This is a genomic window from Pseudomonas sp. TE36184, from assembly GCF_054060055.1.
The window spans coordinates 5,944,008-5,960,522 of record NZ_JBSSCU010000001.1 but is presented as its reverse complement, the minus strand read 5'-3'; the positions used below and the strand labels follow the sequence as shown (position 1 = coordinate 5,960,522).

The 16,515-nt window shown below is 59.9% G+C and carries 16 protein-coding genes; 6 read left to right on the top strand and 10 right to left on the bottom strand.

What is annotated here, in order from left to right; all coding sequences use genetic code 11:
* Positions 1–67: 67 nt before the first annotated feature.
* From ACVWZP_RS26965 to ACVWZP_RS26955, 3 genes are all read right to left on the bottom strand, one after another.
* Positions 68–289 carry an FmdB family zinc ribbon protein gene (locus tag ACVWZP_RS26965; protein ID WP_026140049.1) on the bottom strand — a complete coding sequence of 74 codons (222 nt, stop codon included), beginning with the start codon at positions 287–289 and terminating at the stop codon, positions 68–70.
* A 182-nt stretch (positions 290–471) separates the two neighbouring features.
* Positions 472–813 (bottom strand): ribbon-helix-helix domain-containing protein, encoded by a 342-nt coding sequence (locus ACVWZP_RS26960; RefSeq protein ID WP_017847121.1) that lies wholly within the window; start codon positions 811–813, stop codon positions 472–474.
* A 182-nt stretch (positions 814–995) separates the two neighbouring features.
* A complete protein-coding gene (locus ACVWZP_RS26955) occupies positions 996–1,469 on the bottom strand; it encodes a Dps family protein (protein ID WP_046382254.1) in 474 nt (157 codons plus the stop codon).
* 427 nt (positions 1,470–1,896) lie between these two features.
* On the opposite strand from ACVWZP_RS26955, the gene ACVWZP_RS26950 reads away from it, so the two are divergent.
* Positions 1,897–2,499, top strand: a complete 603-nt coding sequence (locus tag ACVWZP_RS26950) for a cold-shock protein (protein WP_010566142.1) — start codon at positions 1,897–1,899, stop codon at positions 2,497–2,499.
* Positions 2,500–2,566: 67 nt separating this feature from the next.
* Here the strand turns inward: ACVWZP_RS26950 and ACVWZP_RS26945 are convergent, their stop codons facing one another.
* Both ACVWZP_RS26945 and ACVWZP_RS26940 read right to left on the bottom strand, forming a co-directional pair.
* Positions 2,567–2,773, bottom strand: a complete 207-nt coding sequence (locus ACVWZP_RS26945) for a SlyX family protein (RefSeq protein ID WP_017847119.1) — start codon at positions 2,771–2,773, stop codon at positions 2,567–2,569.
* A 3-nt stretch (positions 2,774–2,776) separates the two neighbouring features.
* Complete coding sequence (locus ACVWZP_RS26940; RefSeq protein ID WP_017847118.1) at positions 2,777–3,202, bottom strand: HIT domain-containing protein; 426 nt, start codon at positions 3,200–3,202, stop codon at positions 2,777–2,779.
* Positions 3,203–3,945: 743 nt separating this feature from the next.
* On the opposite strand from ACVWZP_RS26940, the gene ACVWZP_RS26935 reads away from it, so the two are divergent.
* On the top strand, positions 3,946–5,244 hold the full coding sequence (locus ACVWZP_RS26935; RefSeq protein ID WP_457370276.1) for an OprD family porin: 1,299 nt from the start codon (positions 3,946–3,948) through the stop codon (positions 5,242–5,244).
* A gap of 191 nt (positions 5,245–5,435) precedes the next feature.
* On the opposite strand, the gene ACVWZP_RS26930 is transcribed toward ACVWZP_RS26935, so the two are convergent.
* Positions 5,436–6,278 carry a mechanosensitive ion channel family protein gene (locus ACVWZP_RS26930; RefSeq protein WP_017847116.1) on the bottom strand — a complete coding sequence of 281 codons (843 nt, stop codon included), beginning with the start codon at positions 6,276–6,278 and terminating at the stop codon, positions 5,436–5,438.
* Between the two features lie 135 nt (positions 6,279–6,413).
* Positions 6,414–6,899: a YajQ family cyclic di-GMP-binding protein gene (locus tag ACVWZP_RS26925; RefSeq protein WP_017847115.1), complete on the bottom strand. Its 486-nt coding sequence runs from the start codon at positions 6,897–6,899 to the stop codon at positions 6,414–6,416.
* 123 nt (positions 6,900–7,022) lie between these two features.
* Here ACVWZP_RS26925 and ACVWZP_RS26920 point away from each other — a divergent pair, with 123 nt between their 5' ends.
* From ACVWZP_RS26920 to ACVWZP_RS26910, 3 genes are read left to right on the top strand one after another with little or no spacing between them, the layout of a single operon-like run.
* Positions 7,023–7,940, top strand: a complete 918-nt coding sequence (locus ACVWZP_RS26920; protein WP_126588765.1) for a putative 2-dehydropantoate 2-reductase — start codon at positions 7,023–7,025, stop codon at positions 7,938–7,940.
* Between the two features lie 46 nt (positions 7,941–7,986).
* The gene (locus ACVWZP_RS26915) at positions 7,987–10,023 is read left to right on the top strand and encodes a sensor histidine kinase (RefSeq protein ID WP_102617345.1); all 2,037 of its coding nucleotides are present in this window, start codon (positions 7,987–7,989) and stop codon (positions 10,021–10,023) included.
* Positions 10,024–10,025: 2 nt separating this feature from the next.
* Positions 10,026–10,604, top strand: a complete 579-nt coding sequence (locus ACVWZP_RS26910; protein ID WP_017847112.1) for a cob(I)yrinic acid a,c-diamide adenosyltransferase — start codon at positions 10,026–10,028, stop codon at positions 10,602–10,604.
* A gap of 115 nt (positions 10,605–10,719) precedes the next feature.
* Here ACVWZP_RS26910 and ACVWZP_RS26905 read toward each other — a convergent pair whose 3' ends face one another.
* The 3 genes from ACVWZP_RS26905 to secA form a co-directional block, all read right to left on the bottom strand.
* Positions 10,720–11,664: a Nudix family hydrolase gene (locus ACVWZP_RS26905; protein WP_046382249.1), complete on the bottom strand. Its 945-nt coding sequence runs from the start codon at positions 11,662–11,664 to the stop codon at positions 10,720–10,722.
* Positions 11,665–11,683: 19 nt separating this feature from the next.
* On the bottom strand, positions 11,684–12,901 hold the full coding sequence (argJ, locus tag ACVWZP_RS26900) for a bifunctional glutamate N-acetyltransferase/amino-acid acetyltransferase ArgJ (RefSeq protein WP_026140046.1): 1,218 nt from the start codon (positions 12,899–12,901) through the stop codon (positions 11,684–11,686).
* A 124-nt stretch (positions 12,902–13,025) separates the two neighbouring features.
* Positions 13,026–15,761: a preprotein translocase subunit SecA gene (gene secA / locus ACVWZP_RS26895; protein ID WP_017847109.1), complete on the bottom strand. Its 2,736-nt coding sequence runs from the start codon at positions 15,759–15,761 to the stop codon at positions 13,026–13,028.
* 294 nt (positions 15,762–16,055) lie between these two features.
* Here secA and ACVWZP_RS26890 point away from each other — a divergent pair, with 294 nt between their 5' ends.
* Positions 16,056–16,511 carry a DUF721 domain-containing protein gene (locus tag ACVWZP_RS26890; RefSeq protein ID WP_017847108.1) on the top strand — a complete coding sequence of 152 codons (456 nt, stop codon included), beginning with the start codon at positions 16,056–16,058 and terminating at the stop codon, positions 16,509–16,511.
* The last annotated feature ends 4 nt before the right edge of the window (positions 16,512–16,515 follow it).

Below are 16,515 nucleotides of genomic sequence, written 5' to 3'. Positions count from 1 at the left end.
CTTGGCCTCAGTCACCGTACATAAGTCAGGGGACGGATAATGCAGGAGCCTGCGCGTAGAGTTCAACTCAGTCTGCTTTGTCGCCGCCCGCCAGATTCTTCTTCGAGCCGGTCTTGAAGTCGGTCTCGTACCAGCCGCTGCCGCTCAGGCGGAAGCCCGGCATGGACAACATCTTTTTAAGCTCAGGCGCCTTGCAAGCTGGGCAATCGACCAGCGGCGCGTCGCTGATCTTCTGGATGGCTTCCAACTGATGACCACAGGAAGCGCATTGATAGTCGTACATGGGCATGGAGATGTCTCGGCGATCAGATCGTTACTGTGCCGCGCCGGCCTCCGGATAGAGGCCACTGCGCAGAAAGCGCCTGCAGCGGCAAAGCGCGGGATTATATCTGGTAAATCGAGGCAGCGCAGCCGGCTTTCTGCCCGAGGCCCGGCCCGCCTGAACGCCGGGCCAGCCCCGGAACCCCCGGATTACTCGGGATTGGACAGGCAAGCGCGGCCTTTCAATACGTGAACCACGCAGACCACCCTGACCAGCCCGCTGAAGTTCTTCACGCCGCCATAGCGCAAATGCACTTCCCGATCGACATAAGACAACAGCGCACTGACTGAACAGGCATTGAGCCTGGCTATTTCCGTGAGGATATTCCAGTAGATCTGTTCCAGCCGCAGGCAAGTGGAAAACCCATTGAGCCTTACCGATCGGGACAACGGCCGCGCCAGCCCCATATCGAACCCTTTGACAAAGGGGTCGACGTTTATCTTATGAAAACCACAGGTCTCCATCACTCTACTACCCACTCCACGCGACATACACCTGACACTCCATTGCCAAACAGCAGTCCATGGGCTTCTCCCATTGGACAGTGGGCCTATCAAACAGCAGGACGACGGGGGGCAGCCAGAAGACGGGGAGTTGATAGTCGTAGGACAACGCCAGGAAGCACGGAGAAACAAGCGAGCGGCGCCAGGGCGGCGCCGCCCGAGGTTGGTGTTTACTTGTTTTCGAGTAGGGAACGCAGCATCCACGCAGTTTTTTCGTGAACGTGCATACGCTGGGTCAACAGGTCGGCCGTCGGTTCGTCGCTGACCTTATCGAGCAGCGGAAAAATACCGCGCGCGGTACGCGTAACCGCCTCCTGGCCCGCCACCAGTTGCTTGATCATCTCTTCAGCGCTGGGCACGCCCTCTTCTTCCTTGATCGAAGAAAGACGCGCATAGATCGAATAGGCGCCCGGCGCCGGGAAGCCCAGGGCACGAATGCGCTCGGCAATCAGGTCCACCGCCAGCGCCAGCTCGTTGTACTGCTCTTCGAACATCAAGTGCAGCGTGCGGAACATGGGGCCCGTGACGTTCCAGTGGAAATTGTGGGTCTTCAGGTACAGTACATAGGTATCGGAAAGCAGGCGCGAAAGCCCGTCGACGATGGATTTGCGATCTTCTTCACTGATACCGATATCGATTGCCATGTTTATCCCCTTCAATTGAACAGCATTCATTGATCAGGTGCCGGATCACTCTAGCAAGAGTACCCACTGTGTGCAGCCCGACGCACCGAGGCGACGTGCGGCAAATCGCCCTGCGCGGCCTCGCTGGCCCGCGACGGTGAAGGCTTTAGGCGCGACAGAAAATTTCCCCGACAGCAGGCAAAACGCCTGCAACTGTCTAGGACAAGCGTTTGACGCAGAAATGCCCCGCCCCTTGCAACGCCCGGAAATGCTTGATTTGAGTAGGCACAGCCTTTGCTGTTAAATAGGCAGCGTGTCGCTGCCGTTATTTTCTTCGGCCAGCGCATAGGCTGATACCCGCGCACGTGCCCAACGCCTCCCATTGTTCAGAAGCGAACCGTGCCAGTCAGCTCTTCCTTGTGATCCGTCTTAACGTGAGTTAATCAAAATGTTGAAAATCGTCCACCTGCTAACGGGCGTTGCAGCTTTGCTGCTGTCCTTTATCCCGAGCCTGCAGCCTGAAAGCCTGCCCTACCTGCAACAACATGACGCTCTGTACCTGGCCTTGTTCGGCCTTCTTAACCTGACGCTGGCGCCAGTGATCCCTTACTGGAACAAAGGCACGCGTCATCAACTGCAAAACCTGGTCAGCGCGCTGCTGGTGCTGACTGTTGTCGTACAAACCCTCACCCTCCTGGCACCCATGCCTGAAGTCGGCGGCCACCCGGCCATCCTGCTCAGCCTGGTGATTGCGCTGGTCGCCATCGTTCTTCACCTGGCCATCAGCTTCTACCGTTCGTCCCCTGCGGCCGCGTCGCAAAACTACGACATGACCAATCGGGATACCGGGACCGTCAAGTGGTTCAACACGTCCAAGGGCTTCGGCTTTATTTCCCGCGATTCGGGCGACGATATCTTCGTCCACTTCCGGGCCATCCGTGGCGAAGGCCATCGCGTCCTGGTCGAAGGCCAGCGTGTGGAATTCTCCGTCATGAACCGCGACAAAGGCCTGCAAGCCGAAGATGTGATCGCCGCGTTGCCGCGTCGCTGATTCCAAGCCAGGCAAAAAAAACCGCGATCCGGCACAAGCTGGATCGCGGTTTTTTATTGCGCGGCTATTAATAGTGAGGCGGCGGCGCTTCTTCTTCGGACGACTCGAACTGGCCGCCCATTTCTTCCTGGCGCTTGAGCAGCGCGGTCATCTGCAGCTGCAGGCGTTCGACCGCCCGCTGCTGGGTGACCAGGATGTCGTTGAGGGTTTCGATGGTGTCGTCCTGAAAGGCCAGGCGGCTTTCCAGGTCGGTCACGCGGTCTTGCAGATCCATGGTTCAGTCCTGGCTAAAGATGAAGTCGGCAGGTAACAGCTCGCGCAACCGCGCACGGATCGCTGCCACCTGTTCTTCAGTATACGGCCGGGCCGGATGCTTGCCCCAGACCGGCGCAGGCCAGGCCATGTCATCGCGCTTGCGCACGATCACATGCACATGCAACTGGCTGACAACGTTCCCCAGCGCGCCGATGTTCATCTTGTCGGCGCCGAAACCTTCACTCAGCAATTGCGCAAGGGTTGTCGTTTCATTCCACAGTTTTTGTTGATCTATGACAGACAATTGAAAAACTTCGCTGATACCGTTTATGCGCGGTACCAGAATAAACCAAGGGTAATTCGAGTCATTGGACAGCAGCAGGCGGCACAACGGGAAGTCCCCGATGGTCAGTGTGTCTTGTTGCAGGCGTTGATCTAAGGCGAACACCGCGGGCACTCCGTTCGGCAGGTCAGATTCTGGCGCCCAGCATACCTTCGAACGCCGACGGCTTCACTTCGAATACAGACGCCAACGCGCATCCCGATAAAAAACCTGCCCCTTTTCGAGGCAGGCGAATAATTGAGCTACGCTGAATCGGGACTCATCGGAGTGCACCAAAATGACCCACTCATGCCTCAAAGAGATCCGCCAAGTACCCACCCATGAGGGTGAACCGGTAACGTTTCGCGCAGGTACAGGATTCATGCACCACCGATTCAATGGAATGCATGGCCGTCAAGGACAAACTGAACGGCTTGAGAGGCCCGTGTTTATGCGGCTTTTACACTGCAGTGAGGCTTTTCACGAAAAAATGACATTCAGTTACCGGTTTGGGCGCGCTTGTTGCATTCACACCCACATCGTCGGCAACGGCACCCTTCGGGAAGCGGGTGTTTCGCGATAAGAACACTAGCGAGTCAATGCGTATCAAGGATGCATTCAAACTTAGAAAAGGGTTTGAAAACAGCATTGAAGTTGTCAGTTCGGTAACATTCGGACTGTGAATTTGCGACATGGACCTAGCAATTCACGACAGCCTCGTAAAGAAGCTGAAAGGAAAGATGGGTAAGTATCGTCATTAGAGTCAGCGTGATATAACTTTACGCGGACACAAAAAAAGAAAGAGCCGCCCAGATAAAAATACAGGTGGGACGGCAGTACTCTTCCTAAAACCAAAGGAGCAAATCACGATGCGCGTGATGAAGTGGAGCATGATCGCCCTGGCTGTTTCAGCAGGCACCTCGCAGTTCGCAATGGCGTCTGCCCAAGACGATGCCAAGGGCTTCGTTGAAGACAGCACTTTCAGTATCAATACCCGTGCGCTGTATTTCAGCCGCGATTTCCGCAACGAGCAACTCGGTGGCTACGATAAGGTCAACGGCAAGAACAAGAGCCGCGCCGAAGAAACCGGTCTGGGCTTCAATGCCCTGTACGAGTCAGGCTTCACCCAAGGCACCATCGGTGTCGGTGTTGACGTGATCGGCCTGATGGGCGTTAAGCTCGACAGCGGCAAGGGCCGCGCCGGTACCGGTTTGTTCCCAAGTGGTTCTGATGGTCGCTCGCAAGACGATTACTCTAAAGGCGGCGCGGCGGTTAAGTTCCGCCTCTCCAATACCGTTCTGAAAGTCGGCGACCAGTTCACTACCGCTCCTGTGTTCGCCTCTGACGACAGCCGTTTGCTGCCAGAGCTGCCACAAGGTATCTCGCTCACCAGTAACGAGATCAAGGGCCTGAAACTGGAAGGCGGTCACTTCACCTCCACCGTCGCGCAGAACCAGACCTACCATGACAGCCTGGGCCTGACGAAGACCGACTTTGTCGGCGGCGTCTACTCCTTCACCCCAGAGTTCACCGGCAGTCTGTACTACGCGAAAACCGAAGATTACTTCCGCAAGTACTACAGCAACCTGAACTGGACCCATGCGCTGAGCGAGGATCAATCCTTCGCACTGGACTTCAATATCTACGACACGAAAAGTGACGGTGAAGGCAAGCAACGCGCTTACTACGACAAAACCACCAAGCTTGATAACCGTGCATTCAGCTTGCAGGGTGCGTACACCATCGGCGCTCACACCTTCACCCTGGCAGCCCAGAAGGTTACCGGCGACGGCGACTACGGCTACGGCGTAGACGGAGGCGGCACGGTTTTCCTGGCTAACTCCATTGCCCGTTCCGACTTCAACGCCGAAGGTGAGAAGTCCTACCAGGCACGTTACGACATCAACATGGCACCCTTTGGCATTCCTGGCCTGAGCTTCATGACTCGTTACGTAACCGGTAGCGGCGCGCAAACCGCCGCCACGTCGAACGGCAAAGAGTGGGAACGCGACATCGAAGCCAAATACGTGATCCAGAGCGGCCCAGCGAAAGACCTGAGCATGCGTGTACGCCAAGCGACTTATCGCTCGTCTGACGGCGTGTACTACGGTTCGCCGTCGATCGACGAACTGCGTCTGATCTTGAATTACCCGTTGAGCATCTTGTAATTAGCTGTTTGATTACAACGATGACTTAAGGCTTCGGCCTTAAATTAAAAGCCGCTCCCCTGCATGCAAGGGAGCGGCTTTTTTATTGCAATATTATTTCAGCAGTAAAATAACTAGCAAGCTAACTAACGACAGTATCGTTCCCGCACTTAACGTGACCTATCAGCCAAGTTAAGTGCAAATGCCTTTCATTACTTCGCCGCTGTTTCCTGCATCACTCGAATAACCCGCTGCGGAAATGGAATATCGATCCCCGCCGCTTTCAAGCGATCACGCGCCAGTTCATTGAACATGAACATCACGTCCCAATAATCCGCCGTCTTGGTCCAGCACCGCAAAGACACTGTGATCGAACTGTCGCCCAAGGTCGAAACCACGGCCACTGCCGCCGGATCAGCCAATACACGCGGGTCTTTTGCCAGCTCCAGCAACACTTCGCGGGCTTTCTGCAGGTCGGCCTCGTAGTCCACCCCCACATCAAACACCACCTTGCGGGTAGGCTGACGGTTGGTGTTGGTGATGATGCCGTTGGAGAGGATGCCGTTCGGCACGATCACGGTCTTGTTGTCGCCGGTGCGCAGCACGGTGTGGAAGATCTGGATGCTGTCGACGGTACCAGACGTACCTTGGGCTTCGATCCAGTCGCCGATACGGAACGGGCGGAACAACAGAATCAGCACGCCACCAGCAAAGTTAGCCAGGCTGCCCTGCAAGGCCAGGCCGATGGCCAGGGTCGCGGCACCGATGGCGGCGACGAACGAGGTGGTTTCCACGCCGATCATCGAGGCCACGCTGACGATCAGCATGACCTTCAGCACGATGTTCGCCAGGCTGGTGATGAAGTGCTGCAGCGCCAGGTCCGCGTTACGGATGGCCAGCAAACGCCCCACTCTGTGGGTCAGGCGGTTGATCAGCCACCAGCCGATGGCCAGGGTAATCACGGCCAGCAATACCCGGCTGCCGTATTCCATGATCATCGGGATCCACGACTGGGAGGTCTTGATCAGGTGATCCACTTCAGCGTTCAAATCCATCTACATTCTCCTGTTTGCCGGATGTACGGCGTTTTTTGTGCCCACTAACGCAATTGAGCCCCGAAGGGCTCAATGGCAGGCGCAGGTTCTGGGGCGTGGGACGTCAAAAACGGCCGCAGGTTCCCCAAAGTGCCATCAGTCGCGGAAGTTATTGAACTGCAGCGGCATCTCGAAGGTCTTGGCGCGCAGGGCAGCGATGGCCTCTTGCAGGTCGTCACGTTTCTTGCCGGTGACGCGCACCTGCTCACCCTGGATGGCGGCCTGGACTTTCAGCTTGGCGTCCTTGATATGCGCCACGATCTTCTTCGCCAGTTCCTTGTCGATGCCTTCCTTGAGGACGGCTTCCTGCTTCATCAGCTTGCCGGACGCGTAGGCGTCCTTGACTTCAAGGCACTGCACGTCGATCTTGCGCTTGACCAGAGCGAGCTTGAGGATCTCGATCATCGCTTCCAGCTGGAAATCGGCTTCAGCGGTCAGGTTGACGGTCAGTTCCTTTTCCTTGAATTCGAAACTGCCCTTGCCTTTCAAGTCATAGCGACGGTCCAGTTCCTTGACGGCGTTCTCGACGGCGTTGGTGACTTCGTGTTTGTCCAGTTCGGATACCACGTCGAACGAAGGCATGTCATTTCTCCAATATAAGGGGCGGGCTCAGTAGAGATGGAGCGCGCCCAAGCTAAAATGCCGGGGCATTATAGCGGTTCTTTCGCCCCATTCGCTGTGAGCGACCCTACGGAGCACAAACTGATGTCGACCACCTGGCATATTCTCGGCGCCGGCAGCCTCGGCACGCTGTGGGCCACCCGCCTGGCCCGCGCCGGCCTGCCGGTGAAGCTGATCCTGCGCGATGCGGCACGCCTGGCCAGCTATCAGGCGGCCGACGGGCTGACCCTGGTGGAGCACGGCGTAGCGCACACTTACCCGGTACTCGCCGAAACCCCTGACAGCCCCGAGCCGATCCATCGCCTACTGGTGGCGTGCAAAGCCTACGACGCCCAAAGCGCCGTCGCACAACTGCAATCGCGTCTCGCGCCCGGCGTCGAATTGATCCTGCTGCAGAACGGCCTGGGCAGCCAGGACGCCGTCGCCGCGCAATATCCCCAGGCCCGCTGCATTTTTGCCTCCAGCACCGAAGGCGCGTTTCGCGACGGCGATTGGCGCGTGGTGTTTGCCGGCCACGGCTACACCTGGCTGGGGGACGCCAGTCACCCCACGGCCCCGGTGTGGCTGGACGACTTGCGCGCCGCCGGCATCCCTCACGAATGGAGCAGCGACATTCTTACGCGCCTGTGGCGCAAGCTCGCACTCAATTGCGCCATCAACCCGCTGACCGTGCTGTACCAATGCCGCAATGGCGGCCTGCAAGCCCATCAGTGCGAAGTCGCAACCTTGTGCGCCGAACTCACCGAGCTGCTGCAATGCTGCGGCCAACCGGCAGCGGCGCAGGACCTGCAGACGGAAGTGGAACGGGTGATCCAGGCCACGGCGGCCAATTACTCTTCGATGTACCAGGACGTGGCCAGCGCGCGGCGCACCGAAATCAGCTACCTGCTGGGCTACGCCTGCCAGGCCGCCGCTCGGCATCGGCTGACGCTGCCGCATCTGCAACAGGTGTACACGCGCCTCGTCGACCAGCTGGTTGCACGCGGATTGCCCCGCGACTGAGGCACGCGCTACCCTGCCCACTCGTCTATTACCTGTGAAACCCCTGATGCCACTGCGCCAGCGTCTTGAAAACCTACCGGTAGGGCAGAAACTGCTGGCCGCCCTGCTGGTGCTGCTGACCACTGTGTTACTGGTGGCCAACCTGACTTTTATCAGCGCCGCTTACTGGATCTCCCAGGAGAGCATGGCGCCCCAGGCGCTGCAGGCGATTGGCCGGCTGGTGTCCAACCCGGCGCTTGCCGCCGAAGCCCTTGAGTCTCCGGCCAAGGCCGACGCCCTGCTCAATGAGCTGACCAGCTATTCGCCGCTGCGCGCAGCCGCGTTGTACGACGCCGAGGGCAACCGCCTGGCACAGATGCAACACGGCGACCGCCTGCACCTGCCGGGCAACTACCGGGATATCGAAGCCTGGCGCCTCACCGAGTTTCGCAGTAACCAAGTCATCACCCTGCCCCGCCCCGGCCAGCCTTCCGGGCATTTGTTGCTGGTGGCCAGCAGTGAGCTACCGGTGGCGTTCTATACCGGCACGCTGACGGCGAGCCTGGGCATCCTGATTTTCAGCGTGCTGCTGTGGCTGGTCATCGCCCGGCAGATCAAACGCCTGATCACCCGGCCGATCCATGAGCTGGAAGAGCTGTCGCGCCAGGTCACCCGCGAAGAGAACTACGCCCTGCGCGCCGGCCGTGGCAACCATGACGAAATCGGCAGCCTGGCCGAAGCCTTCAACACCATGCTGTCGCGCATCGAGGCCCGCGAGCAGCAGCTCAAGCGCGCGCGCGATGAGTCCCAGGCGGCCTACGACCAGGCACAGGGCCTGGCCGAAGAAACCCGCCACACCAACCGCAAACTGGAGCTGGAAGTCCAGGTGCGCAGCAAGATCGAGAAAAAACTCACCGGTTTCCAGAACTATCTCAACAGCATCATCGACTCGATGCCCTCGGCGCTGATCGCCCTGGATGAACAGCTCTATGTCACCCAGTGGAACCAGGAAGCCACCGCACTTTCCGGCACGCGCCTGGATGAAGCGCTGAACCAGCCGATCTACCTCGCTTTCCAACCGCTCAAACCCTACCTGCCGCAGATCAAGGCCACGGTCGAGCAACACACGGTGGAGCGCATCGAGCGTGTCACCTGGGTCAAGGACGATGAATCCAAGCATTACGCCCTGACGTTCTATCCGCTGATGGGCGGCGCCGGGCGCGGTGTGGTGATCCGGATCGATGACATCACCCAGCGCCTGTCCCTGGAAGAAATGATGGTGCAGTCGGAGAAGATGCTCTCCGTCGGCGGCCTTGCTGCGGGTATGGCCCATGAAATCAACAACCCGCTGGGGGCGATCCTGCATAACGTGCAGAACATCCGCCGCCGGCTGTCCCCCGACCTGCCCAAGAACCTGGAACACGCCGAACAAGTGGGCATCGAACTGCAAACGGTCAACCGCTACCTGCAAAGCCGCGAAGTCCCACAATTGCTCGACGGTATCCAGCAGGCCGGCGCGCGGGCGGCGAAAATCGTCACCCACATGCTCAGTTTCAGCCGGCGCAGCAATCGGCAGATGGCACCGTGTGATTTGCCGGCGCTGATCGACCAGGCGGTGGAAATCGCCGGCAACGACTTTGACCTGGCGATCGGCTTCGACTTCAAGGGCCAGGCGATCATCCGCCAGTTCGACCCGCAGCTCGGCCCGGTGCCCGGCACCGCCAACGAGTTGGAACAGGTGCTGCTCAACCTGCTGAAAAACGCGGCGCAGGCCATTCACCAGCGCGAAGACGACCGCGAGCCGGGGCGCATCATCCTGCGCACCCGCCTCAACCCGCCCTGGGCGGAGATCCAGGTCGAAGACAACGGCATCGGCATGAGCGAGAACGTGCGCAAACGCACCTTCGAGCCATTCTTCACCACCAAGGAAATCGGCCAGGGCACCGGGCTGGGGTTGTCGGTGTCGTACTTCATCATCACCAATAACCACAAAGGGCAGATGGAAGTGCATTCCACCCCGGGCCAAGGCACCTGCTTCACGTTGCGCCTGCCCCTGGCCGGCAGCCAATTGTCCCCCGCTGAACTTACCCAACTGGAGCACTGATCATGGGCTTTCGCCTGTCGAAGATTTACACCCGTACCGGCGACCAGGGTGAAACCGGGCTCGGCGACGGTCGCCGCGTGCCCAAGGACCACCCGCGGGTGGAAGCCATCGGCGAAGTCGACACGTTGAACAGTCAGCTGGGCTTGCTGCTGGCCGGCCTTGAAGAGCAAAGCGGCAAGCATCCGCATCTGAAGGATGTGATCGAAGTGCTGACGCCTTGCCAGCATCGTCTGTTCGACCTCGGCGGCGAGCTGGCGATGCCGGTGTACAAAGCGCTGAACGCGGCGGAGGTGAATCGGCTGGAGGCAGCGATTGATCGCTGGAACGAAGAGGTCGGGGCGCTGGAGAACTTCATCTTGCCCGGTGGCTCAGCGCTGATCGCCCAGGCCCACGTGTGCCGCAGCGCAGCACGCAGTGCCGAGCGCCGCTGTCAGCACCTGAATGCGGTTGAACCGTTGGAGGGGGTGGCTTTGGCGTATATCAACCGGCTGTCGGATTTGCTGTTTGTGGCGGCGCGGGTAATTGCCAAGCGCCAGGGTGTGGCGGAGATTTTGTGGCAGGCGGCGGCCAAACCCCACTGATTATCAGGTGTCTGGTCTGGCGCCATCGCGGGCCAGCCCACTCCCACATTTGGATTTGTGAACACCTTCCAATGTGGGAGTGGGCTTGCCCGCGATGAGGCCAACAAACGCTAGATCAATCTTGCGGCCAGAACGCCCGAATCCCTGCCACACCTTGAGCGCCGGCATCCCATGCCTGCTCGCGCTCAGCAGGCCCAACGCCACCCAACAGATACACCGGCTTGCTGAACCCGCGGATCAGCTCTGCCGCCTGTTCCCAACCCAACGGTTGGGCATCGGGATGGGTCTGGGTCGGCTGCACCGGCGACAGCGTGACAAAATCCACGTCCATCAATTCCGCCAGCGCCAGCTCCTCGGCGTTATGGCAAGACGCCGCCAACCAGCGATCCTTCGGCAGCGGTCGGCCCTTGCTTGCGTATTTGCGCAGTTGTGCCGAGGTCATGTGCCAACCGGCTGCGGGAAAATCCCCCAGCCATTCGAACGGGCCCTTGAGCATCAGTTGCGCCTTGCCGGCACACAGGCCCACGGCGTCTACCGCCAGGTCACGGTACTTGGGGTCGTAACCGTTAGGGGCGCGCAGTTGCACCAGCTTGATGCCGCCCGCGATGGCTTTCTGGATACCGCGCAACAGCGGCGCGGTTTCCAGCTCGCCCGGTGTGATCAGGTAGTCGCCGGGCAACCGTGCGGCGGCAACGATCGGCGCATTGGCCGCCGGGAACTCATAGTTGAGCAGGTCACGCGCCGCGACCCATTCCAGGGGTTGACCTTCGGCGCCGTGTGGCTCGCCGGTAAAGGCCGAGACTTCCCAGACATCCAGCAACACCTGCTTATCCGGGTAATCATGCTGCACCTTGATCAACGGTCGCGCCGTGGTGACCTGGATGCCCAGCTCTTCCTGCAACTCGCGGGACAGCGCCGTGGCGACCGACTCGTCGGCCTCCACCTTGCCGCCGGGAAACTCCCAGAGGCCGCCCTGATGCTGGGTATCGGCACGGCGCGCCAGCAGGATTCTGCCGTCGACGCCGCGGATCACCGCTGCTGCTACATGCACTCGTTTCACCGCGTTTATCCTCCGGGCTTCAGGTACGGTATTCCGCGTTGATCTTCACGTACTCGTGGGACAGGTCCGTGGTCCAGATGGTTTCGCTGCACTCGCCGCGACCCAGCTCGATGCGGATGGTGATTTCTTCCTGCTGCATCACCGCCGAACCCTGGGCTTCGGTGTAGCTCTCGGCGCGGGCGCCACGGCTGGCGATGCACACGTCACCGAGGAACACGTCGATCTTGCTCACGTCCAGGTCCGGCACGCCGGCACGGCCGACGGCGGCGAGGATACGGCCCCAGTTCGGGTCGGAGGCGAACAACGCGGTCTTGATCAGCGGCGAGTGCGCCACGGTGTAACCGACATCCAGGCATTCCTGGTGGTTGCCGCCGCCGTTGACTTCAACCGTGACGAACTTGGTGGCACCCTCGCCGTCACGCACGATGGCCTGGGCCACATCCATGCACACTTCGAACACCGCTTGCTTCAACGCGGCGAACAGCGGGCCGCTGGTGGAGGTGATTTCGGGCAGGTTGGCCTGGCCGGTAGCGATCAGCATGCAGCAATCGTTGGTGGAGGTGTCGCCGTCGATGGTGATGCGGTTGAACGACTTGTTGGCGCCGTCCAGCATCAAGCGCTGCAGCACGTCGCGGGAGACTTTGGCGTCGGTGGCGATGTAGCCAAGCATGGTGGCCATGTTCGGGCGGATCATGCCCGCGCCCTTGCTGATGCCGGTGACGGTGATGGTCACGCCGTCATGCACAAACTGACGGCTCGCGCCCTTGGGCAAGGTGTCGGTGGTCATGATGCCGGTGGCGGCGGCCGCCCAGTTATCCACAGACAGGTCATCCAGCGCGGCTTGCAGGGCGCCTTCGATTTTTTCCACCGGCAGCGGCTCACCGATCACTCCAGTGGAGTACGGCAGCACCTGGCTGGCGTCGACGCCGGCCAGTTGTGCCAGTTTGGCGCAGGTCCGCGCGGCGGCGACCAGGCCAGGCTCGCCGGTGCCGGCGTTGGCGTTGCCGGTGTTGGTCAGCAGGTAACGAATCGGACCGGCCACGCGCTGCTTGGCCAGGATCACCGGCGCGGCGCAGAAGGCGTTGAGGGTGAACACACCGGCGACGGTCGAGCCTTCAGCACAGCGCATCACCACGACATCCTTGCGCCCCGGGCGTTTGATGCCGGCCGAAGCGATACCGAGTTCAAAACCGGCAACCGGGTGCAATGTGGGCAAAGGACCAAGACCAACAGCCATGAATGCGCTCCTTAAAAATAGATGATGTCTGTGCCGTCGCGTTCGACGGTGGGAATTAATGGCAAAACGCCGCGACGGCTGATGCCGGTCGCGGCGCGGGGTGTTGCAGCGTCAGGCGAAAATCTTAGTTGATTTCGCCGTGGCAGTGTTTGAACTTCTTGCCCGAACCGCACCAGCACAGCTCGTTACGGCCCAGCTTCTGCTCGTTGCGCACCGGAGTCTGAGCCAGGGCCACATCGACCTCTTCGCCCAAGACCTCAGGCGCTTCAAGACCTGGCGCTTCCTCATGCTGGAACTGCATGCGCGCCGCCAGTGCCTCGGCTTCCTCACGCAGGCGCGCTTCTTCCTCGACCGGGTCTTCGCGACGCACCTGGACGTGGGACAGCACGCGAATCGAATCGCGCTTGATCGAATCCAGCAGTTCGGAGAACAGCGTGAACGACTCGCGCTTGTACTCCTGCTTCGGGTTCTTCTGGGCGTAGCCACGCAAGTGGATACCGTGACGCAGGTGATCCATGGTCGACAGGTGGTCTTTCCACAGGTCGTCCAGCACGCGCAGTACGATTTGTTTCTCGAAGGTGCGCAGCGCTTCGGCACTCGCCTGCTCTTCTTTCTCGTTGTACGCGGCCAGCAGCTCGGTCATCAGCTTCTCGCGCAGGGTTTCTTCGTACAGGTGATCGTCTTCGTCCAGCCACTGCTGAACCGGCAAGTCGACACCGAAGTCGCTCTTCAACGCGGCTTCCAGGCCAGCAACATCCCACTGCTCTGGCAGGGACTGTGGCGGAATGTGTGCGCTGACGGTGGCGTTGAGCACGTCCTGACGGAAATCGGCGATGGTCTCGCCAATGTTGTCGGCGGCCAGCAACGTGTTACGCATGTGATAGATCACTTTACGCTGTTCGTTGTTGACGTCATCGAACTCGAGCAGTTGCTTACGAATGTCGAAGTTGCGGCCTTCGACCTTGCGCTGGGCCTTCTCGATGGCGTTGGTCACCATGCGGTGCTCGATCGCTTCACCGGACTGCATGCCCAGGGCTTTCATGAAGTTCTTCACCCGATCCGAGGCGAAGATACGCATCAGGCTGTCTTCCAGGGACAGGTAGAAACGGCTGGAACCGGCGTCACCCTGACGACCGGCACGACCACGCAGCTGGTTGTCGATACGGCGCGATTCGTGACGCTCGGACGCGATCACCTGCAGGCCGCCGGACTCCAGCACCGCCTGGTGGCGTTTCTGCCAGTCGGCTTTGATCTGGGCGATCTGCTCGGGAGTCGGGTTGTCCAGGGAAGCCACTTCCACTTCCCAGTTGCCGCCCAACAGGATGTCGGTACCACGACCGGCCATGTTGGTAGCGATGGTCAGCGCGCCGGGGCGACCGGCCTGGGCGATGATCTCGGCTTCTTTTTCGTGGAACTTGGCATTGAGGACCTTGTGCTCGATGCCTTCCTTGTTGAGCAGGTTGGACACGTGCTCGGACGTTTCGATCGTCGCGGTACCCACCAGGATCGGACGCCCCTGGGCCATGCCGTCCTTGATGTCGTTGATGATCGCCGCGTATTTCTCTTCGGCGGTCAGGAACACCAGGTCGTTGAAGTCTTTACGCGCCAGCGGTTTGTTCGGCGGGATGACCACAACCGACAGACCGTAGATCTGGTGGAATTCGAACGCTTCGGTGTCGGCCGTACCGGTCATGCCGGACAGTTTGTTGTACAGACGGAAGTAGTTCTGGAAGGTGGTGGAAGCCAACGTCTGGCTTTCGGCCTGGATGTTGAGCACTTCCTTGGCCTCGATGGCCTGGTGCAGGCCTTCGGACAGACGACGACCCGGCATGGTACGCCCGGTGTGTTCGTCAACCAGGACGACCTGGCCGTCCTGGACGATGTATTCGACGTTGCGATGGAACAGCTTGTGCGCGCGCAGGCCGGCATACACGTGGGTCAGCAGGCCCAGGTTATGGGCCGAGTACAGGCTTTCGCCCTCGGCCAGCAGGCCGATCTGGGTCAGCATGTCTTCGACGAACTGGTGGCCGGCTTCGTTGAGTTCGACCTGGCGGGTCTTCTCGTCGATGGTGAAGTGACCTTCTTTGGTCACCACGCCTTCCACTTCCTCGATGTGCTGCTCCAGGCGCGGGATCAACTTGTTGATCTCGGTGTACAGGCGCGAGCTGTCTTCGGCCTGGCCGGAGATGATCAGCGGGGTACGGGCTTCGTCGATGAGGATGGAGTCGACTTCGTCGATCACGGCAAAGTTGAGTTCGCGCTGGAATTTTTCTTCCATGCTGAACGCCATGTTGTCGCGCAGGTAGTCGAAACCGAATTCGTTGTTGGTGCCGTAGGTGATGTCGGCAGCATAGGCCGCACGCTTCTCTTCCGGCGGCTGGAACGGCGTCACGACGCCGACGGTCAGGCCGAGGAATTCATACAGCGGGCGCATCCAGTTGGCGTCACGGCGGGCCAGGTAGTCATTCACCGTCACAACGTGCACGCCCTTGCCGGACAGCGCGTTGAGGTAAACACCCAGGGTCGCTACCAGGGTCTTGCCTTCACCGGTACGCATTTCGGCAATCATGCCTTCATGCAAGGTCATGCCGCCGATCAGCTGGACGTCGAAGTGGCGCATGCCCATGACACGCTTACCGGCTTCACGGGCGACCGCGAAGGCTTCGGGAAGCAACTTGTCGAGGGTTTCACCTTTGGCTATGCGGGCCTTGAACTCTTCGGTCTTGGCGCGCAATTGCTCGTCCGAAAGGGCAACCATCTGCTCTTCGAAGGCATTGACCAGCTGCACCGTCTTGAGCATGCGTTTGACTTCGCGCTCATTCTTGCTTCCAAAAAGTTTCTTTAACAAAGGCGCAAACATATCGGCAGGTTCTTCCACACATAGGGATGGAGGGCGCACCGTGAGTGGCCCGAGCGGCCCTCACGGGCGCATGCGAACGCGCATTCTACCCGGAATCGTGGGTGAGGAAAGTGGCGTTGTTCCCCAATGCAGGCATGAGCCCGTGAGAGGGCTCATTTAAAATAAGGGCTTTTACCGGAACTTCAACCCATGGAGTGCATTGATTTCGCAGATAAAGCCCCGCCAATGCATTGCCTGGGGGTCCACAGGCGCTTTCTGCTAAGATGGCGGCTCTGTTACTTAAGGTGTCTGATCATGGCGTTTCGCCCTCTTACAGCCCGCGCGCCCAGCGTGTTGCTTCGCGAAGCCAAGCCGTTGAAAGCCATCTTCAGCCATGCGCAACGCCTGGGCCACCTGCAACGCCTGGTTGAAAGCCAATTGCAACCGGCAGCGCGGGAACATTGCCATGTCGCCTCGTGGCGCGAGGGCAACCTGCTGCTTATTGTCACAGACGGCCATTGGGCGACACGCTTGCGCTATCAGCAAAAACGCTTGCAGCGACAATTAATGGCGTTTGACGAGTTTGCCAGCCTGACGCGTATCCAATTCAAGGTGCAACCGCCGACCGTTCCGCAAGGCGCGGCGGGGCACACCATGGATTTATCGGCGAATGCGGCCGAAACCATTCAGGCAACGGCCGACGGCATCAGCGATCCGGGTTTACGCGCGGCGCTGGAACGCCTCGCCGCGCACGCCAAGCCCAAAGCCTGATCGG